Genomic DNA, 22,591 nt, shown 5'->3' on the forward strand with positions numbered 1-22,591 from the left:
TTCGAGCAGACTAGCAACGAAACTATTCGAGGACAAGCGGTCTTTTCTGCTTCACTTAGACGAACTGACGAAAACCCGTCCACCAACCTGTCTTCCTTGCCAGTAAAGCGTTTGATGGGCGCCATCGTTGCCGCCCCAACCTGTCCGGATTGCCGGGTTTTGATCCGGCTTTTTCGTAATACCGAATCGCCGAATTGGATTATTCCGTTGAAATCGTTCCGCGTGGAAATGTCAAAGTTTGAAAAACGCGAACTGAAAATATCGAGGGTTTTTCTCGCCATGACATCTGGCTGCCACGAACGGAACGGTTTCCGACGACGGGCTGCGGATTCAGGGGGTTCGGCCCGTCTCAGCCCGTATAGGCGCCGCGCGCATGCAGCTCCGATTCCGCGCGTTCGAGCTCGGCCACGGCCTCGCCGCCCTCCAGCGCCAGCAACTGGGCGACCAGCGCCTCGGCCAGCGCGTGCGCGGCCACCAGCGACGGGAAGAACGACGGGCTGTCGTGCCCGAAGATCAGCGTGGCGTCGGCGGCCAGCGCGACCGGCGACGCGGCGCTGTCGGTGATCGCCACGATCCGGCTGCCGCGCTCGCGCGCGATGTTCGCCACGCGCGTGGCCTCGGTCGAGTACGGCGCGAAGCTGACGATCACCGTCACGCCGGCCTTGCCGATCGCGCGCAGATCCATCTCGAGCGAACCGGCCATGCCCGCGAGCAGCGACACGCTGGGCCGGAACAGCCGGTACGCGTAGACGAAGCCGAACGCGACCGGATAACAGGAGCGAAAGCCCGCCACATGGACGTGCTGCGCCTTGCGGATCAGCCGCGCCGCGTCGGCGATCGCGCGTTCGTTGCGCGCGGCCGTGTCGGCCAGGTTCTGCTGCTGCGCGGCGAGCAGGTCGTGCGACAGCGAGGCCTTCGCGCCCGGCTTCACGAGCGAGCGCGCGCGCTGCGTCATCGGCGCGGGGCGCGTGCGCACGCGCGCCACGAACAGGTCGCGCAACTCGTTCCAGCCGGGGAAACCGAACTGCTGCGCGAGCCGCACCAGCGAGGCGGGCTGCACCTGCGCGCGCTGCGCGAGCTTGCGCATCGACGACACCGCGACCTCGTCGGGATGGTCGAGCAGGAACGCGGCGCCCACCTGGAATTGCGGGCTCAGCTCGGAAAATTGCGTCCGGATCAGGGACGCGAGTTCGTCGAAATTGGCGGGCATCGTCACGAGGGGCTGGAGCGGGCGCCCATGGTATCACCGGGTCGCGCGCCGCCCGCCCGGGGGCCGCGGAGCGCGAACGGCCCGGCGAACCGCGGGCGAACGCGCCGCGCGCGCATCCGCGAAGGCTGGCGCCGGAGCGTGACGCACGGCGTTTCTGCTACATTGCATCGAGCCCGGCCGGCCGTGGCGGCGCCGCCAGTTATCCCCGCTTTTTGTTGGCAAGCTTGTGGATATCCTGCGCACCGGCGCGCCAAGCCCCTGATGCAAAACGGTTTCCCGGCCGATGTCAGCAAGCAGGCAGATGCGCCGGCCCGGGTCCGGCCAGACTTTCGATGACCGACGAGATTCGCTGGATCGACACGCCGTCAGGCCAGCTGTTCGCGCAGCGCTGGCCGGCCGCCCGGGCCACGCGGGACGCCCCGCCCGCCCACGCGGCCCGGCACCTCCACGCCCAACCCGACATCAACGGCGGCGCCACCGCCGCGCCGATCGTGCTGCTGCACGACTCGCTCGGCTGCGTCGCGCTCTGGCGCGACTTCCCTGCCGCACTCGCGCGCGCCACCGGCCGCGACGTGATCGCCTACGATCGCGCCGGTTTCGGCCGCTCGGCGCCGGCCCACGGCCCGCTCACCGCCCGCTTCATCGAGGACGAGGCGCGCCTCGCGCTGCCGGCGCTGCGGCAGGCGTTCGGCTTCTCGCGTTTCGTCGCGCTCGGCCACAGCGTCGGCGGCGGGATGGCGGCCGGCTTCGCGGCCGCCGAACCGGCGCGCTGCGAGGCGCTGGTGACGATCGCGGCGCAGGCGTTCGTCGAGGACCGCACGCTCGACGGCATCCGCGCGGCGCGCGAGGCGTTCGCGCTGCCGGAGCAGTTCGAGCGGCTGCGGCGGCATCACGGCGAACGCGCGCGCTGGGTACTCGACGCCTGGATCGACACCTGGCTCGATCCGGCCTTCCGCGGCTGGACGCTCGACGCCACGCTCGCGCGCATCCGCTGCCCGGTGCTCGCGCTGCACGGTGAACACGACGAATACGGTTCGCCGCGCCACCCGGCCCGCATCGCCGAACGCGTGCCGGGGCCGGCGCGCGTCGTGCTGCTGCCCGGCTGCGCGCACGTTCCACATCGCGAAGCGATGCCGGCCGTGCTCGAGGCGGTGGCGGCGTTTCTCGGCGAGGTGGGTCGCTGAGCGGCCTGGGCGTGGCGGCGTATCGGCGTATCGGCCGGCGTATCGGCGTAGCGGCGTAGCGGCGTAGCGGCGTGGCGGCGTGGCGGCGTGGCGGCGTGGCGGCGTGGCGGCGTATCGGCCGGCGTGGCGGCGTGGCGGGCGGGTCGCACTCCGGCAGGCAACGCCGCGGCCGCTCCATCCGCATCCCGGTGCCCGGGACATCGCCCGCTCGCCCGGCAACCCGTCGCGCCACGCGCCAGCAAGATTCCCACGCGCTCGGACCGGCCGCATCAGGCGCCAGCCGCGAGCCATCGTCAATCGCGTCGCGCCGCCTCCGCCACCGGCTACTTCACCTGCACCGCCGGATCGGCCACGCACACCGCGTGCGTGGCGGTCCAGCGCGCCGCGCGCGCGTGCTTCGCGACCGGCAGCCGGTACGACACCGTGCAGCTCTCCGAAGCCGCGGGCCCCCACGTCACGCGCAGCGTGCCCGCATTCGTCTTCACGCCGCGCAACACGACGCTGCCCATCTGCGCGACGGTGCCCGCGTGCTGCCCTTTCGCGTCGAACACTTCGGCGCCGAACGGCACCGGCTTGCCGTCGCGGGTCCGGATCCGCATGATCACGGCCCGCCCGCCGCCTTCCGTCCTGAAGCGCAGCCGCACCACCGCGCCGGCCGTCGGCACCGCGCGCTGCGTGGTCGATTTCAGCTCGACGCTCATCGGCAGGCCCTTCGGGTCGATCTCGACCTCGTTGGTCTCGAACGGCATCAGGCTCGACACGATCGCGTGCCCGAACGGATCGATGCGCAGGCCGCTGCCGGATGTCACGCGCGCGCCGCTCGCGCCCCTGGCCTCGATGATCGCCACCGTTTCGCTCATGCTCGGCGTGAACGCGACGCCGCCGGCATAGGCCACCACGCCGCCCGACATGCCGCCGCCGTACTGCGTGAAGCCCGTGCCCTTCGACGCGTTCATGGTCAGCGTCGCATAGCGCGACAGATACGACACGTTGCCGCCCACGTTGACGGCCGCGCCTCCGCCGCTGCGGCTCGCGCGGCCGAGGTTGACGCCGTAGTTCAGCTGATTGGCCGCGCCGAGCGTGCCCGCCAGCGACTGCTGCAGCGTGGTCTCGCCGCTCGAATCGCGCTGCACGCTGGTCGACGCGTAGGCCGGGTGGCTGCCGCCGCCAAGCGGCATCGAGACGTTCAGCATGACCCGGTTGTCCCACCGGCGGCGCGTGGCGTCGAACTGACGCGCCACGGCCACGCCGAGGGTGATGCGCCGGAAGTTGTTGTTGTAGCCGGCCTGGAACTGCGTGTCGGTGCCATGCCGGTTCCAGTAGCTGACGGTCGAGCCCGACGCGTAGAACGATCCCCATCCCGACGGCAGCGACTGGTTCACCGTGACCTGCAGCTGCCCGCGCAGGATGCCGCCGCGCCATGGCCCGTCCGGGCGGCTGGCCGACGGATCGCGCAGCTGCATCGCGTCGCGCAGGCTCAGGTAGCCGCTGCTCGAATAACGGTAGGCGGCCACCGTGATGTTGGTGGAGGTCGGGGCAATCAGCTTGCTGTACGAGAACTTCACGCTCTGGCCATGCCGCGTGCTGCCGCCCGGCAGGCTCGTGTTGGCATGCGTGACGTCGAGGCTGAACGCGCCGAAGCGCGTGTTGAGCGCCACCCCAACCAGGCCGGCGACGTAGCCCGGCGTGGCCGTCACGCCGCCGTAGGCCGTCAGCAGGTTCGTGAAGCCATGCCGGACGGTGGCCTGGAACAGCACGGGCCGGCTCGACAGCGCCGCGTCGCGATATTGGCCGGCCGTCACGCTGAAATGCGTGATGCCGGGCCGCAGCGCATCCACGGTCGAGGCATACGGCACCTTGAACGTGTGGATGCCGCCGTCGGCCTCGGTCACCACGACCTCGAGATCGCCGCCGTATCCGGTCGGATAGAGATCGTCGATCACGAACGGACCGGCCGCGACGTTGGTGCTGTAGATGATGTTGCCGTTCTGCCGCACCTGCACCAGCGCGTTGCTGTCGGCGATGCCATGCACGGTCGGCGCATAGCTGCGCTGCGACTCCGGATACATGCGCTCGTCGCTCGCGAGCCGCACGCCGCGGAACCCGACGCTGTCGAACAGCGTGCCGTCGGTGTACGCCTCGCCGATCACGAGCTGGCTCTTGAGCCGCGCGATCGAGCGCTGCACGCTGGTCTGGATCGACTGGTAGTGCGTGCCGCGCCGCGAGCCGTAGGTCAGGTTGCCGTTGTGCCGGAAACGCCACGGCCCGGCGTTGAAGCCGGCGGTCATCCCGAGGTAGGCCTGTGTCGACGCCTCGCCCTGCCCGTCGGAACGGTAGACGTTCGCGTTGTATTGCAGCAGCGCGGCCGGCACGCCGTCGTCCCAGTAGCGCGGATCGACGTAGCCGCGCGCGTCGCGGCTCTGGAATGCCTGCGGCACGCTGACGTCGAGCCGCTGCGCGCCGTTGTCGAACACGGCGCCGGCGTCGGGCACCAGCTCGTCGAGCGTGACGCAGCCGCCGGTCCCGGCGGTGGCCAGCTTCGCGCTGGCCTGCGGCGAGAGCCGGTCGAGCGCCACCCCCACCCGCTGCAGCAATTCACGGTCGAAGCAGGCCCGCACGTCGTTCGGACGGCCATCGACCGGCTTCAGCGTGACATCGGTGCGGCCGAGCCAGTTCTGGTTGACGTAGAGATCCGCGCGATAGGTGCCCGGCGTCGCCGGATTGCCCTTGTCGAAGCGGCTCACGTCAATGCGCGGCGCGCCGGGGCGGCGCAGGAACGTGTCGTTGAACCGGACTTCCGCGACCTGCGACGGGTTCGACTGCGCCGCCGCCGCGGCGGACACGAACAGCGACAGCGCGAGCAGATGGCAGGGACGCGCACGGCAGCGTACCGGCGAGGGCAATCTGTAGGGACGCTGCATGACGATAGCCGATCGATTGCTTGCAGGCACATCGACGCCCGGCCGGACGCCGCGCCTGCAACGGAAAATGAGCGAGCCCGGAGCTGGCGGCGCAGCCGGCCGCTAGTCGCGACCGCTCCCGCGGGGCGCCTGCCCCGCCCGGATCGGCGCGCTTCGCTCGGCCACGCCGCCGAAATCGTTCAGCGTGTCGTAGCGCACCATCAGGTCCGGCGCGCCCGGCGCGACGTCGAGCGCATCGCCGCGCAGCGGGAACGTGTGGCTGCTGTCCGGATCGATCATCGCGCCGTCGTCGAACGTCGCGACCTTGTCGCCCTCGACGATGCGCAGCCTCGTCAGCGAGACATGGAACGCCGTGGGGTTGTGTGCCTCGGCGACGAGCTTGCCATCCACGCGCGCGAGCCGCCACGCCAGCCGCGACGGCGCGCCGTCGGCGGTCCCCGGCAGATGCTCGGGGCGATAGAACAGCTTGATGCGCGAACGGAACGCCAGCTGGAGCCGGTGCGATTCGGCCTCGCGCGTGTCCGGTTTCGGCGGCACCTCGAGCACGTTGAGCCAGAACGCCGATTCGCGATCGCCGGGCAGTGCCTCGCCCGTATAGATGATGCGCAGCGTCTGCGACTTCGACGGATCGATCCGCGCGATCGGCGGCGTCACCGTGAACGGCACGCTGATGTCGGACGGCGCACTGTAGAGGTCGCCGGTGTCGATCCACGATTGCACCAGCGCGGGCGATTGCCCCACGTTCGACAGCCTGAGCGTGACTTCCGGCTCCGGCGCGTTGTAGATCACGCGGGTCGCGCCGATCACCACGGAGGCCGACACCGGCGCCGCGGTCTGCATCAGCCAGGCGGCGCATCCCGCGAGCCACGCGAGCCGGACGGTCTTCCTCGATACCATGGTCAGCTCCAGACGGTTGCAGATGAAACGACCGGACGGCGCGAAGCCGCCGCGGGCGGGCGCCGTCCGGTCGGAACCCAAGGACACCGAATTACTGGTAGACGAGCGAATACATGACGCTCGAATTCGCCGAGCCGCCGCTCGCCGTGCCCGTCGCCACGTACTCCGCGAAGTACGAGAGCGTGGCCGCGCCGCTCTTGTCGATCGGGACCGACTTCGAATTCTGCGAGGCATCGGGCGCGCCGAGCTGGATCTTGGTCTGGTCGCTGTTGAGCAGCGAGATCTGGACGTTGGCCGCGACGTCGGAGGCGTCGGGCTCACCGCCTTTGACCAGGACGAGATTGCCTGTCGACGGATCGACGGTCGGCCCCGATTCGAAGAAGGTGTGGACGTTGCCCGTTGCCGGCGTGCAGTTCGTCAGCGCGATGCTGAAGCCGGTGCGCCCCGCCGTTGCACCGGCCGCGGCGAGCTGGCTCGCCGATACGCTCGGCAGCGCCACCGTGAAATTCTTCGAACTGCTGCCGCCGCCGTTGATCGTGCAGGTCTGCGCGCTGACGTTACCGGTAAACGTGATGGTGCCGTCCGCGGCGAACGCGGTACCGACGACACCGACGGAGGACACGGCGACCAGCGACGTGACGATTCTTGCGATTTTTCCCATTTTCCATCTCATGAAAATAAACTTCCACCACTCGACAATCGACCGCGAAACATTGAAGACTTCACGGCCATCCGGCTCAGCCGCGACATCCGCTCAATGAAGGCTCACCATCAAAAACACTCCCCCAATCAACACGACGGCCCATTCATGAAAATGAAAAACGTCTCAATCAGGATGATCACGACAACGCATTTACCATCCGGCGACTGCTGTCGGCTCCTGGGAAAGCGGCAGGCTTGCCCGCCGCCTCCAGGTTCGATATCGCCTGCAATAAGCGAGGAAGAATACTGAAAACCATGACCTTGCCGGCGGCGCGCGAATGCAAAAGCGAGGCATTGTCCGAGCGAAAAACGCGCCATGAAACGGAATCGCGACGCAAGACCGGCTCTGTCACGGCGGCATCACACCGGCGCATCGTCATCTGGAATTAAAAGATTGACATTCAACTGAATTGCAACATTGACGCCAATCATGGATGCATGAAGTTTTTCTTATATTTTTATTTAAAAATTTTTATCAAAGACCGTTACCACATACCGATTTATATATGAATTGGCTTATCGAATCATTTCGAAAATATCGAGAAATTCCGAGATGCCGAGCCGGCGCTCGTCACGGCTGCCCGGCAAACGCCGCCACCAGGTAGTCGATCAACACCTTGACGCGCGCCGGCACGCGACGCCCGGCCGGATAGGCCAGATGCACGTCGAGCGGCTCGGGCTGCCATGCCGGCAGCAGCACCGTCACCGCGCCCGCGTCGATCTCGTCGGCCAGCAGCCATCTCGGCACCTGCGAGATGCCGAGACCGCACAGCACGGCGGCGCGCACCTGCTCGGCGTCGCCGGTCGTCAACGGCCCCTGCGGCAGATACGACAGCTGCTGCCCGTCCACGCGGAACGACCACGCATAGCGCTCGCGCCCATGCGCGAACACGATGCAGCGCTGCGCGTCCAGATCGGCGACCACGCGCGGCAGGGGCCGCGAGGCGAGATAGGCGGGGCTCGCCGCCAGCACCATCGGCGATTCGTAGAGCTTGCGCGCCGTGATCGACGAATCGGCCATCCGGCCATGGCGCACGGCCAGATCGATGCCGTCGCCGATCAGGTCGACATGGCGCGCCGACACCGACATCTGGATCTCCACGTCCGGATAGCGCCGGAAGAATTCGGGCAACAGCGGCGTGATGCAGAGCCGCCCATGGCCGGGCGCGGTATTGAGCCGGATCAGCCCGCGCGGCGCACGCTGCCGCGTGCCGACCGAGGATTCGACCGCGTCGAAATCGTCGAGCAGCGTCTTCGCCGAATCGTAGAACGCGTGGCCGGCATCGGTCACGACCACGCGCCGCGAGGTGCGCGACAGCAGTTGCGCGCCCAGATAGCGTTCGAGCGCGTCGATCTGCTTGCTCACGGCCGGCTGCCCGATACCCTCCGCGCGCGCGACGGCGGTGAAGCTGCCGCATTCGACGAGCCGCACGAACAGGCGCATCGCATCCAGGCGGTCCATGGTCTGCTCCCCGATCAATTCCGAAATGGAATCGATGGTATGCGCGGATCGGTGTTTCGCGCAATGAATCGACGTGGTGAAGTCATGCCCGGGCCGACTGGCGGCCGAATCCACTGGAGCACAAGCGATGAAAGCGATTTGCGTGACCCCGAGCCGGGAACTGGAAGTCCGCGAGATTCCCGCGCCCGCCGAACCGGCGCCGGGGCATGTCCTCGTCGATATCACGGCGGCGGCGATCAACCACGGCGACAAGACCTTCCTGCGCCAGCCGGCCGCGGCCGGCGTCGCGCTGGCCGCCACGCGCCACGACGTGTGGGGCGCCTCGGGCGCGGGCACGGTGGTGGCGGTGGGCGCCGGCGTGCCGGCGCGCTACGTGGGGCGGCAGGTGGCGGCCTACCGTTCGCTCGGCCGCAGCGCCGACAGCATCGGCCTCTGGTGCGAGCGCGCGCAGATGCCGTACACGAACTGCCTGATCCTGCCCGACACGGTGCCGGCGCGCGACTACTGCGGCTCGCTCGTGAACGTCATCACGGCCCATGCGTTTCTCGAGGAAATCGTCGCGGCCGGCCATCGCGGCGTGATCGCCACGGCCGGCAATTCGGCCACCGGCCTGGCGCTGGCCGCGCTCGCGCGGCGCCGCGGGCTGCCGGCGATCCTGCTGGTGCGCAGCGCGGCGGCCCGCGACGCACTGCGGCTACGCGGCGTCGAGCACGTCCTCGTCACGGGCGAGGCGGGTTTCGCCGAGGCGCTTGCCGGTCTGTCGGCGCGGCTCGCGGCCACCGCCGTGTTCGACGGCGTGGGCGGCGCGCTGGTGGGCGCGATCGCGCCGAGCCTGCCGGCCAACACGACGTTCTATTTCTACGGCTTCCTCGGCGGCGCCGAGCCGGTGGCGTTGCCGTCCGCGCTGTTCATGATGAAGAACTTCGTGATGCGGCGCTTCAGCAACTTCGAGAGCGCCACGGTGAAGGCGCCGGGGCGGCTCGAAGCCGCGCTCGGCCTGCTCGAAGGCGTGATCGACGACCCGCTGTTCGCCACGCATCAGGGCGAGACGTTCCGCTTCGCGCAGATCGAGGCGGCGATGGCCTATGCGCCGGCGGACGCGAAAAAGGCGATTCTGGTGCCGTGAGGGCGGTGGCGCGGGAGGCGCGGCAAGGCGGCCGCCTCGCCTCGTGCGACGTTATCCACAGAAAATGTTGGCAAGCTTGTGGATGACTTGCGCACGCCTTCCCTAAACCATTGATCGAACGCACCTTTTTCTCGGCGAGCACGGATCGGTCACGGTGGTTGCGAGGCGTGTACGATGCCGGGCTTGTCCACAGTTTTTGTTGGCAAGTTTGTGGATATCTTTAGCGTGACTTCGCCAAGCGCTTGATTCGATTGGCCTATTTTTCACGATACCGGCATTCGGCAGGCTTTCCGGGCGCCCGCGCACATGGCGGACATCGCGTCAACCGCACGGAAAAGCCGTTTCGAATCAACGCCTGCATGAGCAGTTAGTTGTCCCCGCAACCATGTCTCGCCCGGCGCTTTCGGCCATGGCCGAGGCGCGCCGCGCCGATGCGATGCCGCATTGCGCCCCGCGCGACGCGTCGCTTCCGGGCCGCGCCAGCCACCCACGTTGTCCACATTTTTTGTTGGCAAGCTTGTGGACATCCTGAGGCCATTCACCTCAAGCCATTGATCCGTCGATGTTTTTCCGGACGTGTCACGAAAGCGTCACCGTCGCCCGGCGCGCCATCGGCCACCGCTTGTCCACAATTTCTGTTGGCAACTTTGTGGATTTCCTGCGCATCAGCGCCGCAACGCATTGATCGGGCACGGTTTATTGCCGGGCATCGCGGATGCGGCAGCCGGGCGGCGTGCTGCCTGTTTCGGTAGCACGCCGCCGGATCCGGAAACCCGCGGCGTTCGGCGTGCCGGCGGCGCGTCGCGCATGCCTTGCGCCATCCCATCGCGCACCTGCTCGGGCATGAGATCGCGCAGGGGCGTGGCCACCGACCGGCGGTGGCCGAACGGATCCTCGAGCTGGTCGTGCCGGTCGCCCCAGAACCTCCCGGCAACCGGCATCGTCAGCGACGCGCCGGCCGCGACGGCGCGCGCCGTCACCGCGTCGGCGTCCTCCACGTACAAGTGCGGCATCACGGGCGAGCCGTTCGGCGTGCGCGGGCCAGCCCGAAATCGACACGGCCAGCGAAAACATCGTGCGCCGGCCCGCATCGACGTCGCAAGGCAGGGTGGCCCGGTGGAAGACCGCGCCGCGGCCGGGTACCGGTATCGGCGCTCGGTATTGACAATCGGTATCGGGTACCGATTTCGATGGCGCGGCAGAGGTAAAGTTATCCACAGTTTTTGTTGGCAAACCTGTGGATATCAGCGAGCCAGCGTCGCCAAGCCATTGATCAGACGAGGATTTTTTTCGACCCTGTCGGAACGCTCACGACTTCGTCACGAAATGGCCCGGATCGGGGGCCGCGCGAGGCCCGACACGACGGCGGCAAGGGCTTGCTTACCCGCCTCGCCGGGCCGCCGCCGGCAGGCGCCAAGCCACGACCGGCATGGCTCTTCGGCGGATCGCCGGCTGCCGCGAGGCCCGTGGCGGCGGGTGGCCGGCGCCCGGCCGAGGCGTAAAAAAAGCGGCCGGCGAGCCATCGCACCGGTCGCCGGGTTGTCAACAGATGATGTGCGCAAGTTTGTGGACATCAGCCGGATCGCCAGCCCAAGCCGTTGATCCGACAGGTCTTTTTGTTCGCGCCTGATGGACGGGCAGCGGCCCGGGCAGACGGCCCGCGCCGCCGGCTCAGTGCCGCTCGAGCGAGGTCATCAGCTCGCCGGCCTTGGCACGCAGCGCCTCGTAGCCCGAACGCGCATGCTCGGGCAGGTCCGGGTCGCCGATCAGCGTGCCGAGCGTCTCGATCAGGCTGAACGCGAGCCCCTTGGCCGCGCCCGTCGCGATCGACTGCGAGGCGACCGACGCATGCAGGTGATCGACCGCCGCTTCCATCTGTTCGAGCTGCGCGTCGCGGTCGCGCGGGCGGCCTTCGTCGGGCCGGGTTTCCTGGGTCATGGTGCCTTCTCCTTGAACTGAACGATGCGCCGCCGGACGCGGCGCGCTCCATCGATTCGACCGCGCGGTGCTCGCGTGATTCCCGCGCGGGCCGGGCGGGCGGCCTGACACGACGCGGCGACTGGCCACGGCCTGTTCCATTGCCCGACCGCCCTCGCCGCCCGTCCGGCCGCCTGCCTACAGCGCCGCCACCACCTTCACGCGCCCGTTGCCCTGCGCGGCCGCCACCACCTGGCCGCCGACCCGGCGGAACGTCAGCGAGACCGTTTCGTCGCCCACGCGCAACCCGTCGAGATCGAGCCAGGCGATCCCCTCGGGCAGCGCCGGGCGCTCGATGCGCACCTCGCCGCGCGCGGCGTCGACGCTCACGCCGAGGCAGGCCTGCAGCATCATGAACGGCGAGCCGGCCGCCCAGGCCTGCGGCAGGCAGGCGACCGGATAGGCCGTGGGCGGCTCGCCGCGCCGGCGCGGGAAGCCGCAGAACAGCTCGGGCAGGCGCATGTCGAAGCTGACCGCCGCCTCGAACAGCGCGCGCAGCAGCTCGGTGGCGGCCGTCTTGTTGCCGTAGCGCGCGAAGCCGCGCGCGGCCAGCGCGTTGTCGTGCGGCCAGACCGAGCCGTTGTGGTAGGCCATCGGGTTGAAGCGCGGCTGGCCGGCCGCGAGCGTGCGAACGCCCCAGCCGGTGCGGAACAGCGACGAGTCGAGCGTGGCCGCCACGGCCTCGCCGCGGCTCGCCTCGGGCAGCCCGAAAGCAAGCAGGTGCCCCGCGTTCGACGCCAGCACGCGGCACAGCTCGCCGCGCCCGTCCAGCGCGATCCCGTAGAAATTGGCCTCCGGCATCCAGTAGTGCGTCTCCACCGCCTCGCGCAGCTTCTTCGCGCGCGCCGCGTAGCCGGCGGCCCGTTCGTCGTCGCCGCGATGCGTGGAGAACGTCGCCATCGCGTCGAACGCCGCGCAGGCGTAGGCCTGCACCTCCACCAGCGCGATCGGCCCTTCCGGAAAGCGGCCGTCGGCGTGGAACACCGAATCGTGGCTGTCCTTCCAGCCCTGGTTCGCGAGGCCGCGCTCGGAGGTCTTCTGGTAGTCGAGCAGGCCGAGCGGATTGCGGTCGCAGGCGCGTGCGACCCAGTCGGCCGCGCGTTCGAGCGCGGGCCACAGCTCGTCGATCAGCGCCGCGTCGCCGGTCTGCTCCAGGTAGGCACCCGCCAGCACCACGAACAGCGGCGTGGTATCGACGCCGCCGTAGTAGAGCGCGAACGGCACCTCGCCGGTGGCCGCCATCTCGCTGCGGCGGAATTCGTGCATGATCTTGCCCGGCTCGGCGTCGCGGAACGCCGACGCCTCGCGCGCCTGGTGCTGCGCGAGGAAGCGCAGCACGCCGCGTGCGAGCGACGGCTGCAGCCACAGCATCTGCAGCGAGGTGATCACCGCGTCGCGGCCGAACGGCGTGGAGAACCACGGGATGCCGGCATACGGATACGGCCCCGTCTCGAGCTGGGTGGTCAGCAGGCCGAGATCGGCGAGCGAACGCTCCAGCCAGGCGTTGAACAGCGGGTTGCTGGTGCGCACGCGCGCGGTCATGCGACGCCGTTCGCGCATCTTGCGGTGGACCTGCACCAGCGCGCGGCGCAGGCCGGGCCGGCCCGCCTCCGCGAGCGGCTGCGACGGCTCGGCCGGCTCGCCGTCACGCTCGATGCGCGCCTCCACCGTCAGGTAGATCGACACGCAGGCCTGCGCGGCAATCGTCTGCGTATAGTCGGCGCGCTCGGTATCGAGCCGCACCGGCGCCGGCGAGAAGCCGATCCGCACCGTGCGCGCGACGCCGTCGAGGCCGTCGTAGCGCAGCCGCACCTGGCCCGACTCGACGTGCGGCGCCGCCACCTCGCCGCGCCGCTCGCGCGGCGTGCCGCGCACCTCGAACATGTCGAGGAAATCGGCGGAGAACGAGATCGACAGCGGCACCTCGGCGTCGGTCGTGCCGTAGTTGGTCAGCGTCAGCGCCTCGTAGAGCACGTTGTCGGAAAGCACGCGCATCCGCTCGATGTGGATCATGCCTTCCGGCATCTCGTGGCCGCCGAGCGGCGGCAGCGGCCGATTGGTCAGATGCGCGGTGAACGAGGCGTTGTCGGCGCTGGTCGCGCCCGACAGCAGCGACGGCGCGCGGCCGCCGAACGTGAGGCGCCAGCCCGACAGCACGCGCATGTCGTCGACGAACAGGCCGTCGTCGTGGCCGGAGATGTCGCCGAGCGCGTCGCTGACGACGAACGCGTCGCCCGACTTCAGCACGTGCTGGCTGCCGCGCACGGGCTTCTGCGAGCCGGGTTCGGGGGCGATGAAGGGGGGCGCCGCGGCGCCCGCGGGCGGCGCCACCGGCGGCGCGGACGAGGTGGCGGCAACAGCCTGCGCGGCCGTCGAGGAAGCGTGATCTGCTGGGATACCGGGCATTGCGACTCCTGACTGCGGTCCACGGGAAAGGGGCGGCGGGCCTGTCGCTGCTCGCACCCCGATTCGCCACAGGATAGGCCAGAATGCGCCCGCCACGCAGCGTCGCGAATCCGGCGCGCGGGGACGGCGGGGCGCGCTGCGGTCCGCAGGCGGGCGCCGGGGAACGGGGCGTGGATGGCGGGGAGCCGGTGGCAGAGCGGATCGCGCGCGGGTATGGATGAATGGGTGGATGGGCGGCGGCTATCGCGAGGCGCCACGGCCGCCCGCTCCGGCAACCGCCCGCCGGCCGGCCCGGCGTCAAGCCGGACAGCCGGACAGCCGGACAGCCGAACAAAACGAGATAACGACCGTCAGTGATCGACGTCGGCCTCCAGCCGGCCCATCGCCTCGCCGGCGCCGCGCACGGCGCAGCTCAACGGCTCGTCGGCGACGCGCACCGCGAGGCCCGTCTCGTCGAACAGGCGCCGGTCGAGATGAGCAAGCAGCGCGCCGCCGCCCGTCAGCACGATGCCGCGATGCGCGATATCGGTCACGAGTTCGGGCGGCGCCTTCTCGAGCGCGGCCTTGACCGTGGTGATGACCTGGTTCAACGGCGCGGCGAGCGCCTCGGCCACGTCGTGGTTCGACAGCTCGATGGTGCGCGGCAGGCCGTCCTCGACGCCGCGCCCGACCGCGCGCATCGATTCGCGCGGCACCGAACGGCAGGCCGAGCCGATCTGCTTCTTGACGTGCTCGGCGGTCTGCTCGCCGAGCAGCACGTTGTAGAGGCCGCGCACGTGGTTGATGATGGCCGCGTCGAACTGGTCGCCGCCGACCCGCACCGACTGCTGGTAGACCACGCCGCCGAGCGAGACGACGCCGACCTCGGTGGTGCCGCCGCCGATGTCCACCACCATCGAGCCGACCGCCTCGGTGACGGGCAGCCCCGCGCCGAGCGCGGCCGCCAGCGACTGGCCGATCAGGCTCACGCGCGAGGCGCCGGCCGCCATGGCGGCCTCGCGCAGCGCGCGGCGCTCGACGGCGGTGGCGCTCGACGGCACGCACATCGTGAACGCGATGCGCCGCCCGAACAGCGAGCGCGCGTGCGACATGCCGACGAACTGGCGGATCATCTGCTCGGCCGCCGGATAATGCGCGATCACGCCGTGTCGCAGCGGGCGCACCGCCTCGAGATGCTCGGGCACGCGCCCGATCAGCGCCTTGGCCAGTTCGCCGACCGCCTCGACGCGCGCCTTTTCGGCATGCGCGGCCGATTTGCGGAAACAGACCACCGATGGCTGGTTCAGCACCACGCCGCGTTCCTGCGTGTAGATAAGCGTGCTCGCGGTGCCTGGATCGACCGCGACGTCGTTCGAGAAAAGCCTGCCCAGCATGGGTGTCGACATTGTGTGCCCCAACGAACTGACCGACGAAGACGCGCGAACCCGGCCCGATCCGGCATTTCCCCGCGCCGGTACCGCTCGCTCGTTGCCCGCTCGCGCGCGCATCGATGATGATGCGCCGTCGACCGGAAGTTTCTACTGTAGGTAATTCCGGGTCAATGGAGAATATTCCGATATCCAATTAACAATTTGACGGAAAAGTCGGGACTCCCTGACATCGACCGCATAAATTGACGGCGGCCGCAAAGTCTGTACCCTCTCGGCTGGGGCCGCGCATGCGCCGCCGCGCAACCACGCCATACCGATATCAACAGTAGAAATGCGCCTCATCGCCTCCTCCGCCTCGCACCGCGAATCGTCCGCCGACCGCCTCGCTGCCCGCGCGCCGCTGTCGGCGGCCGGGCCTGAATCCGTCGGCTTCCGCCATGGCCGCCATGGCCCGCGTGCCGCGCACGTCGTGCGCGTCGCGATCGCCGTGCTCGGCTTGGCCTGCTGCGCGCTGCCCGCCACGGCGCGGGCCGATGCGGCGAACGGGCCGGCCGCGCCGGCCGCCTCGGGAGCACCGGGCGCATCGCCCGATTCGACGGCCTGGGCCGCGGCGCTCGCGGCGATGCAGGCGCAGCGCAATGCAAACGGAGAAAACGCGGCCGCGCCGGCAATGGGGACAGAATCTTCGGTGGCTTCGGCGGCAGCAACAACCGCATCGCCCTCGCCCACCGCCCCCACCGACGACAGCGCCCCCACCCACGCCTGCATCGCGAACGGCGGCCCGGCGGGCCGGCCGGCGATCGGCCTGGTGCTGTCGGGCGGCGGCGCGCGCGGCTATGCGCATTTGGGTGTCCTGAAGGTGCTGGAAGCGCATCGCATCCCGGTCGACTGCATCGCGGCCACCAGCATGGGCGCCGTGGTCGGCGGCCTCTACGCGAGCGGGATGGGCGCCGACGAGATGGCGCGGCGGCTCTCCGCGGTGAACCTCACCGACATCGCGTTCGACGTGGTCGATCGCGCGGACCTGCCCCAGAAGCGCCGCGAGGACGAGGAGCACTACATCGGCGGCCTGACGGTGGGCTTCGGCCCGAACGGCTTCAAGGCGCCGGCCGGGCTGATCCAGGGCAACCGGCTGCAGGCGCTGCTGGCCGACTGGACCGCCGCGGTGCCCGTCAACCAGTCGTTCGACAAGCTGCCGGTGCCGTTCCGCGCGGTCGCCACCGACCTCGGCAACGGCCGCATGGTGGTGCTCGACCATGGCTCGCTGCCGCTCGCGATCCGCGCCAGCATGGCGCTGCCGGGCCTGTTCTCGCCCACCGAGATCGCGGGCCGCACGCTGGTGGACGGCGGCCTCGTCAGCAACCTGCCGGTCAGCACCGCGCGCCGGATGGGCGCCGACCGGGTGATCGCGGTGGACATCGGCTCGCAGCTGCGCCCGCTCGATTCGCTCGCCTCGGCGGCCGACGTGATCCAGCAGATGCTCGGCATCCTGATCCGCCAGAACGTCGCGGCGCAGCACGCGCAGCTGCGCCGCGACGACGTGCTGCTCGAACCCGATCTCGGCTCGCTGTCGTTCATCGATTTCCAGAACGCCCAGCAGGCGATCAAGGCCGGCGAGGCGGCGGCCAACGCCGCGCTGCCTCGGCTCGAACGCTACGCGCTGTCGCCGGCCGACTACGCGGCCTATCGCGCCGCGCACGCACGCGCGCCGGCGCCGCCGGTGCGGCTCGCCGAGATCGAGATCCGCGCGGGCGGCCCGGTACCCAAGCGCGTGGTGGCCGACGCGCTGCACGTGAAGCCCGGCGACGTCTACGATCCGCAGGCCGTCAACCGCGACCTGCTCGCGCTGTCGACCAGCGGCAACTTCGATTCGGTCACCCAGCAGGTGATCACCGACGGCAACCGCAACACGCTGCTGATCGATGCGCGCGAGAAGAGCTGGGGGCCGAACTTCCTGCTGTTCGGGCTCGGCATGTCGAGCAGCTCCAGCGACGAGGGCGGCTTCCGCTTCCACGTGGGCTACCGGCGGCCCTGGCTGACCGACTCGGGGCTCGAATTCCGCGCCGACACCACGCTCGGCAGCGACCTGCAGGCGCTGCGCACCGAGCTGCGCCAGCCGCTGTCGAGCCGCTACGGCTTCTATCTCGCGCCCTACGCGGAGCTGGAGCGGCGCTTCGCGAACGTCTACTACGAGGACTACAAGCTCACCCAGTACCGGCTGCAGACGCAGCGGCTCGGCCTCGACCTGGGCCTGCCGATCGCGCGGCTCGGCGACTTCCGGGTGGGCCTCGCCTACGCGCACGGCAGCGCCTCGGCCACCTACAACCTGCCGGTCGACACCGCGCCCGACGGCCGGCCGATCGGCGAGGCGTTCGAGCCCTACAACGGCCACGAACTCACCGCGCGCGCGCGGCTGCTGATCGACCAGCTCGACGATCCGATGCTGCCGCGCCGCGGCTATTACCTGGAGATGCGCGTCGACCGCTCGATCGTCGCGAGCGAGCGCACGCGTTATACCGAGCTGTTCGGCAAGGCGATGATCGCGCAGGAGTTCGGCCGGCACAGCCTCAGCGCCAGCATCGAGGGCGGCAAGAGCCTCGGCGGCGTGAGCCCGGTGAACCTGCTCGCGTTCACGCTGGGCGGCTTCCAGCACCTGTCGGCCTACGCGGCCGACCAGCTGAGCGGCGACGCGCTCGCCTACGGCCAGCTCACCTACATGAACCGGCTGATGACGTTCAACGCGTCGCCGATCAAGGCGTTCTACGTGGGCGCGAGCGCCGAGGTCGGCAACGTCTGGAGCGCCGACGATTCGATCAGCAGCGGGCCGCTCAAGCAGAGCTACTCACTGTTCGCGAGCTTCGCCACCTCGTTCGGGCCGATCTACGTGGGTGTCGCGCTGGCGCCGGGCGGCGTGCGCAACCTGTATTTCCAGCTCGGCCGGACTTATTGAGCGCCGGTCGAGCGTGGTCGGACCCGATGCGGCCTGCTTCGGCCCGCTTGAACCCGCGCGGACGCGGTGTGGATCGATCGCCGCGGGCTGCCGTCCGACGCGCGGGCGCAAGCCGGACCGAAACCGCGCGGCGCCCGGCACGCCGTGGCCCGCAGCCGTCGCCCGCTCCCACCTCGCCCGGCCATCGTCGGCCGGCGGCCGTCAGCCCGGCCAGCCGATCTCGAAACGCGCGCCGGACAGCACGCGCGCGTCGGTCACGACGATCCTGCCATGGTGCGCCTGCAGCACCTGCCGCGTGATCGCGAGGCCGAGCCCGTAGCCGGCCGTATGGCGGTCGAGCCGCACGAACGCGTCGAAGATCCGCTCGCGCTCGACGTCGGGTACGCCGGGGCCGTCGTCCTCGACGAACACGGTGATGCCGCCGTCGGCGCCGGTCGCGGCGCCGATCACGATGCGCGACTGCGCGTACTTGCCGGCGTTGCGCAGCAGGTTGCGGATCGCGTAGGACATCAGCCGCGTATCCATGTGGACGCGCAGCTCGCGCGGCACGCCGATGCGCATCTCGATGCGCTTGGTCGGATCGAGCTGGGCGACGTCGCGGACCTGGGTTTCGAGCCAGGTGGCGAGCCCGGTCGGCTCCAGGTTCGATTGCAGCGAACTGTATTCGAGCCGCGCGTAGGTGAGGCTCATGTCGATCAGCTCGTCGAGTTCGGTCACGTCCTGCGCGATGCTGTCGAGCGCGGCGCGGCGCTCCGCGTCGGAGGCCGGATCGCGCAGCACCTCGAGCGCGAAGCGCACGCGCGCGAGCGGCGTGCGCAGCTCGTGCGAGATGCCGTTGGTCAGGTCGCGCTGGGCCTCGATCAGGCGCTCCATGCGCATCGCCAGCGCGTTCAGCGTGCGCGCGAGCGGGCCGAGGATCACGCTGTGCGATTCGCGCGCGCGCGTGTGGAAGCGCCCGCCGCTGAAATCGATGGCACGCTCGCGCACCATCACGAGATCGCTCCAGGTCGGGCGCGCCCAGCGCCAGGTGGCGAGCGCCGGCACCACGATCACGAACAGCGCGACGCCGAGCGCGCCGCCCGGCAGCGCCTCGAGGCCCGCCAGCACCGCGCGCGGCGACAGCGTGGCCGACAGCGCCAGCAGCGGCACCCCCACCATCGTCAGCACCAGGCTCATCAGATGCAGGTAGGCGCGCAGGTAGAGCCGCGACCAGCTCGGCATGCGGTCGGCGCGCGTGTCGGTCCACGAACGCCGGAAGCGCAGCCAGCGCCAGCGCAGGTAGCGCAGCGCCGGCAGGCGCGAGGGCGGCGGCGAGGGCGAGGGCGGCGGCGGGCAGGCCGCGCCGCGGCGGGCCGGGTCGATCCTATTCCCACTCATGGGTGCTGAACTGGTAGCCCTTGCTGCGGATCGTCTTGATGCGGCGCGGGTGGCTCGCGTCGTCCTGCAGCTTGCGGCGCAGCTTCGAGATGCGGCCGTCGATGGTGCGGTCGAGCCCGTCGAACTCCACGCCGCGCAGTTGCAGCATCAGGTCGTCGCGACTCACCACCTCGCCCGCGCGGCAGGCCAGCGCCCACAGCAGGTCGAACTCGGCCGAGGTGAGGTCGGGCGACGAGCCGTCCGGCAGCCGCACCGAGCGGTTGCCGCGATGGATCGAGAACTTGCCGAACGTGAACGCTTCCGGCTCGGCCCCGGACTCGGCCGCGCGCGCCGGCGAGCGGCGCAGCTGGGCCTTGATGCGTGCCAGCAGGATGCGCGGCTCGACCGGCTTGCGCACGTAGTCGTCGGCGCCGAACTCGAGCCCGAGCAGCTCGTCGTAGGGCTCGTCGCGCGCGGTCACCATCACGATCACGCCGTCGTAGTGCTTGCGCGCCTCGCGGCAGATCTCGAAGCCGTCCTTGCCCGGCAGGTTCACGTCGAGGATCACGAGGTCGGGCCGCGACGAGAGGATCGCGGGAACGGCCGCGTGGCCGTCGAGCACGGTATCGACTTCGTAGTCGTGCTTGCGCAGATAGCCGGTGATCAGGGTGGACAGACGGCTGTCGTCCTCGACGAGAAGAATCCGGAAAGGCATGGGCGAGATCGTTGCGTGTTGCGTGCGGAAAATCGGGGATGGGTCGGGCCGCATGGGCGACGCCGCGTGGGTCGGCCCGCGAACCGACCGGTAACCATCGGTAATATTCGAGAATAATCCGAATCATACTGCCGCCGGCGCCCGATATCCGCCCAATTCAGGGCGCGCGACAAGGATTTCGGAAGCGCGGCGGCCAGATGGGTCCGACCAGGATCGCGGCAGGAAGTGCCACGCCGGTCGCGGACCCGGCGTGGAAGCGGCGCGGCATCAATCCGGTAAGCGTTTACCGCGTTGAAACGGGCGCCGCGCCGCCGGTTTGGCCGTCGCCCGCCCCGGCGAACGCCGCCCCGGTTCGCATGCGTCGCCACCGCAGCGGCCCGGCGCTTGACGAATCGCGGCGCAGGCGGTTCCATACGGGCTCGCTGAATTCGGCGCCCCGTGCGCCGCCCGATCGCCGTCATGAATTACCCATCGATACTCGAACGCATCCACACCGAAATCACGCCGTGGATCGGCGCCGGACGCGTGGCCGACTACATCCCCGAACTCGCCAAGGTGCCCGCCGAGCGCTTCGGCATCGCGATCGTCACGCTCGACGGCCAGACCCACACGGTGGGCGACGCGCACGAGCGCTTCTCGATCCAGAGCATCTCGAAGCTGTTCGCCTGCACGCTCGCGTTCCAGCTGCTCGGCGACGAGCTCTGGCAGCGCGTGGGCCGCGAGCCGTCGGGCACCGCGTTCAATTCGCTGGTGCAGCTCGAAAGCGAGCGCGGCAAGCCGCGCAACCCGTTCATCAACGCCGGCGCGCTGGTGGTCACCGACGTGCTGAGCCGCCGCTTCGTGCGCGCCGAGACGGCGCTGGTCGAATTCATCCGCCGGCTGATCGGCTCGAACGAGATCGACTACGACTCGCGCGTGGCGCAGTCCGAATGGCAGCATGCCGAGCGCAACCGCGCGATGGCGCACTTCATGGCCAGTTTCGGCAACATGTGGATGCCGCCCGACGCGGTGGTGGAAGCCTACTGCCGCCAGTGCGCGATCTCGATGAACTGCGTGGAACTCGCGCAGGCCGCGCTGTTCCTCGCCAACGGCGGCGTGGCGCCGGTGACCGGCGAACGCGTGGTGGACGCGAGTTCGGCCAAGCGGCTGTCGGCGCTGATGCTGACCTGCGGCACCTACGATGCGGCCGGCGACTTCGTCTACCGCGTCGGGCTGCCGGCCAAGAGCGGCGTGGGCGGCGGCATCGTGGCGGTGCTGCCGGGCGAGATGGCGGTCTGCGTCTGGTCGCCGGGGCTCGACGCGAACGGCAATTCGCTGGCCGGCGTATTGGCGCTGGAATGGCTGACGAGCTACACGGAACGCTCGATCTTCTGACGCCGCGCGGGATTGGGCTGCGGCGGCGCACCGGAGGCACCGCCGCGGGCCGGCCACGCCCCGCCGCTACGACGCGGCGTGGCCCGCGCTCTCGAACGGCTCGCGCGCGCCGGGCGCGGTCGCTTTCATGACCGGCCGCGCCGACAGCGGCGCGAGCCACTCGGCCAGCGCCGGCGCGCGTTCGCGCCAGGCGCGCCCATAGCGGAAATCGGCGTATTCGAGCGCGACGGCCACCGCGATCTGGGTGCCCGACACGCGTCCGTCGCGCTCGGGCGCCAGTTCGTCGAGGCGCGCGGCGAGCGTCTCCACCGAGCGCAGGATGCGCGCCTCGAGCCTGGCGAGCGTCGCTTCGTCCTGCCGCGCGGGATCGCGCACCGACTCGACGCGGCGCGCGAGCGTGGCCTCCATCATCCCGTCGGCGAGCGCGAGCATCGACAGCGCGGCCACGTCGCCGGTGCGCACCAGCGGCGCCTGCGCGTGCAGCGTGTCCAGATGCAGCATGATCGCCATGCTGTCGTAGAGGCCGGCCGTGTCCGACAACGCGAGCGCCGGAATCTGCCATAACGGATTGAACGGCGCGAGCGCTTCCGGCCGCTTCATGTCGATGAACAGCTCGCGCACGTCGAGCGCGCGCTCGTGCGCCGCGACGACGACCTTGCGGCCAAACGGCGAGGTCGCGTCGGTCAGGATCTTCAGCATGTTTCGGTTCTCCGTGGGGCAGTGCGTGGAATGGGGCCGCCGGGCTCGCGTTCGCGGCGGCGTCGAGGCCGACGCCGGTCCGCGCGAGCGCCGCGATCGGGCCGGGCGCCTCGGGCGCCGGATCCGCCGGATCGATCAGCAGCGTGATTCTGGCCCATTCGCCGACGGCCTGCAGGCTCGTGCGCGGCCCGGGGGCCGAGATCGGCGGGCACGTCAGGCGTGGAAGCGCCGGACGCTATGGC

At 70.1% G+C, this 22,591-nt stretch carries 16 protein-coding genes and 1 pseudogene; 4 read left to right on the forward strand and 13 right to left on the reverse strand.

All coding sequences use genetic code 11. From position 1 onward, the window contains the following. Positions 1-349 precede the first annotated feature (349 nt). Positions 350-1,210, reverse strand: a complete 861-nt coding sequence (locus BpN12_RS11635; protein ID WP_246794699.1) for a MurR/RpiR family transcriptional regulator — start codon at positions 1,208-1,210, stop codon at positions 350-352. A 332-nt stretch (positions 1,211-1,542) separates the two neighbouring features. Here BpN12_RS11635 and BpN12_RS11640 point away from each other — a divergent pair, with 332 nt between their 5' ends. Next, positions 1,543-2,394: an alpha/beta fold hydrolase gene (locus BpN12_RS11640; RefSeq protein ID WP_246792742.1), complete on the forward strand. Its 852-nt coding sequence runs from the start codon at positions 1,543-1,545 to the stop codon at positions 2,392-2,394. A gap of 323 nt (positions 2,395-2,717) precedes the next feature. Here BpN12_RS11640 and BpN12_RS11645 read toward each other — a convergent pair whose 3' ends face one another. The 5 genes from BpN12_RS11645 to BpN12_RS11665 form a co-directional block, all read right to left on the reverse strand. Beyond that, entirely contained in the window at positions 2,718-5,315 is a 2,598-nt protein-coding gene (locus tag BpN12_RS11645; protein ID WP_246792743.1) for a fimbria/pilus outer membrane usher protein, read from the reverse strand. Between the two features lie 102 nt (positions 5,316-5,417). Continuing rightward, positions 5,418-6,212 (reverse strand): fimbria/pilus periplasmic chaperone, encoded by a 795-nt coding sequence (locus BpN12_RS11650; RefSeq protein WP_246792744.1) that lies wholly within the window; start codon positions 6,210-6,212, stop codon positions 5,418-5,420. Between the two features lie 91 nt (positions 6,213-6,303). Beyond that, complete coding sequence (locus tag BpN12_RS11655; RefSeq protein WP_246792745.1) at positions 6,304-6,873, reverse strand: fimbrial protein; 570 nt, start codon at positions 6,871-6,873, stop codon at positions 6,304-6,306. Between the two features lie 178 nt (positions 6,874-7,051). Further along, on the reverse strand, positions 7,052-7,252 hold the full coding sequence (locus BpN12_RS11660) for a hypothetical protein (RefSeq protein ID WP_246792746.1): 201 nt from the start codon (positions 7,250-7,252) through the stop codon (positions 7,052-7,054). Between the two features lie 233 nt (positions 7,253-7,485). Then, a complete protein-coding gene (locus tag BpN12_RS11665; protein ID WP_246792747.1) occupies positions 7,486-8,376 on the reverse strand; it encodes a LysR family transcriptional regulator in 891 nt (296 codons plus the stop codon). A 127-nt stretch (positions 8,377-8,503) separates the two neighbouring features. On the opposite strand from BpN12_RS11665, the gene BpN12_RS11670 reads away from it, so the two are divergent. After that, the gene (locus BpN12_RS11670) at positions 8,504-9,502 is read left to right on the forward strand and encodes an alcohol dehydrogenase catalytic domain-containing protein (protein ID WP_246792748.1); all 999 of its coding nucleotides are present in this window, start codon (positions 8,504-8,506) and stop codon (positions 9,500-9,502) included. A 788-nt stretch (positions 9,503-10,290) separates the two neighbouring features. Here BpN12_RS11670 and BpN12_RS11675 read toward each other — a convergent pair. The 4 genes and pseudogenes from BpN12_RS11675 to mreB form a co-directional block, all read right to left on the reverse strand. Next, a pseudogene (locus BpN12_RS11675) lies at positions 10,291-10,542 on the reverse strand (VOC family protein); the annotation flags it as partial. Between the two features lie 631 nt (positions 10,543-11,173). Next, positions 11,174-11,440, reverse strand: coding sequence for a hypothetical protein (locus tag BpN12_RS11680; RefSeq protein ID WP_246792749.1), 267 nt, complete (start codon positions 11,438-11,440; stop codon positions 11,174-11,176). Between the two features lie 177 nt (positions 11,441-11,617). Next, complete coding sequence (locus BpN12_RS11685) at positions 11,618-13,885, reverse strand: amylo-alpha-1,6-glucosidase (RefSeq protein WP_246792750.1); 2,268 nt, start codon at positions 13,883-13,885, stop codon at positions 11,618-11,620. Between the two features lie 350 nt (positions 13,886-14,235). Beyond that, a complete protein-coding gene (gene mreB, locus BpN12_RS11690; RefSeq protein WP_280529116.1) occupies positions 14,236-15,270 on the reverse strand; it encodes a rod shape-determining protein in 1,035 nt (344 codons plus the stop codon). Between the two features lie 316 nt (positions 15,271-15,586). On the opposite strand from mreB, the gene BpN12_RS11695 reads away from it, so the two are divergent. After that, on the forward strand, positions 15,587-18,205 hold the full coding sequence (locus BpN12_RS11695; RefSeq protein WP_246792752.1) for a patatin-like phospholipase family protein: 2,619 nt from the start codon (positions 15,587-15,589) through the stop codon (positions 18,203-18,205). A 201-nt stretch (positions 18,206-18,406) separates the two neighbouring features. On the opposite strand, the gene BpN12_RS11700 is transcribed toward BpN12_RS11695, so the two are convergent. Both BpN12_RS11700 and BpN12_RS11705 read right to left on the reverse strand, forming a co-directional pair. Then, a complete protein-coding gene (locus BpN12_RS11700) occupies positions 18,407-19,582 on the reverse strand; it encodes an ATP-binding protein (protein WP_246792753.1) in 1,176 nt (391 codons plus the stop codon). Next, positions 19,569-20,276, reverse strand: coding sequence for a response regulator (locus tag BpN12_RS11705; RefSeq protein WP_246792754.1), 708 nt, complete (start codon positions 20,274-20,276; stop codon positions 19,569-19,571). Before BpN12_RS11705 ends, BpN12_RS11700 begins: the two co-directional genes overlap by 14 nt. A 459-nt stretch (positions 20,277-20,735) precedes the next feature. Here BpN12_RS11705 and BpN12_RS11710 point away from each other — a divergent pair, with 459 nt between their 5' ends. Beyond that, the gene (locus BpN12_RS11710; protein ID WP_246792755.1) at positions 20,736-21,650 is read left to right on the forward strand and encodes a glutaminase; all 915 of its coding nucleotides are present in this window, start codon (positions 20,736-20,738) and stop codon (positions 21,648-21,650) included. A 66-nt stretch (positions 21,651-21,716) separates the two neighbouring features. Here the strand turns inward: BpN12_RS11710 and BpN12_RS11715 are convergent, their stop codons facing one another. Then, on the reverse strand, positions 21,717-22,349 hold the full coding sequence (locus BpN12_RS11715; protein WP_246792756.1) for a glutathione S-transferase N-terminal domain-containing protein: 633 nt from the start codon (positions 22,347-22,349) through the stop codon (positions 21,717-21,719). Between the last annotated feature and the right edge of the window lie 242 nt (positions 22,350-22,591).

The sequence above is a fragment of the Burkholderia perseverans genome (assembly GCF_022870505.1).
Lineage (GTDB): Bacteria > Pseudomonadota > Gammaproteobacteria > Burkholderiales > Burkholderiaceae > Burkholderia > Burkholderia plantarii.

Coding starts and splice junctions, on each gene's coding strand:
- BpN12_RS11635 (WP_246794699.1), bottom strand. CDS start 1,210: ATGCCCGCCAATTTCGACGAACTCGCGTCCCTGATCCGGACGCAATTT.
- BpN12_RS11640 (WP_246792742.1), top strand. CDS start 1,543: ATGACCGACGAGATTCGCTGGATCGACACGCCGTCAGGCCAGCTGTTC.
- BpN12_RS11645 (WP_246792743.1), bottom strand. CDS start 5,315: ATGCAGCGTCCCTACAGATTGCCCTCGCCGGTACGCTGCCGTGCGCGT.
- BpN12_RS11650 (WP_246792744.1), bottom strand. CDS start 6,212: ATGGTATCGAGGAAGACCGTCCGGCTCGCGTGGCTCGCGGGATGCGCC.
- BpN12_RS11655 (WP_246792745.1), bottom strand. CDS start 6,873: ATGGGAAAAATCGCAAGAATCGTCACGTCGCTGGTCGCCGTGTCCTCC.
- BpN12_RS11665 (WP_246792747.1), bottom strand. CDS start 8,376: ATGGACCGCCTGGATGCGATGCGCCTGTTCGTGCGGCTCGTCGAATGC.
- BpN12_RS11670 (WP_246792748.1), top strand. CDS start 8,504: ATGAAAGCGATTTGCGTGACCCCGAGCCGGGAACTGGAAGTCCGCGAG.
- BpN12_RS11680 (WP_246792749.1), bottom strand. CDS start 11,440: ATGACCCAGGAAACCCGGCCCGACGAAGGCCGCCCGCGCGACCGCGAC.
- BpN12_RS11685 (WP_246792750.1), bottom strand. CDS start 13,885: ATGCCCGGTATCCCAGCAGATCACGCTTCCTCGACGGCCGCGCAGGCT.
- mreB (WP_280529116.1), bottom strand. CDS start 15,270: ATGTCGACACCCATGCTGGGCAGGCTTTTCTCGAACGACGTCGCGGTC.
- BpN12_RS11695 (WP_246792752.1), top strand. CDS start 15,587: ATGCGCCTCATCGCCTCCTCCGCCTCGCACCGCGAATCGTCCGCCGAC.
- BpN12_RS11700 (WP_246792753.1), bottom strand. CDS start 19,582: ATGAGTGGGAATAGGATCGACCCGGCCCGCCGCGGCGCGGCCTGCCCG.
- BpN12_RS11705 (WP_246792754.1), bottom strand. CDS start 20,276: ATGCCTTTCCGGATTCTTCTCGTCGAGGACGACAGCCGTCTGTCCACC.
- BpN12_RS11710 (WP_246792755.1), top strand. CDS start 20,736: ATGAATTACCCATCGATACTCGAACGCATCCACACCGAAATCACGCCG.
- BpN12_RS11715 (WP_246792756.1), bottom strand. CDS start 22,349: ATGCTGAAGATCCTGACCGACGCGACCTCGCCGTTTGGCCGCAAGGTC.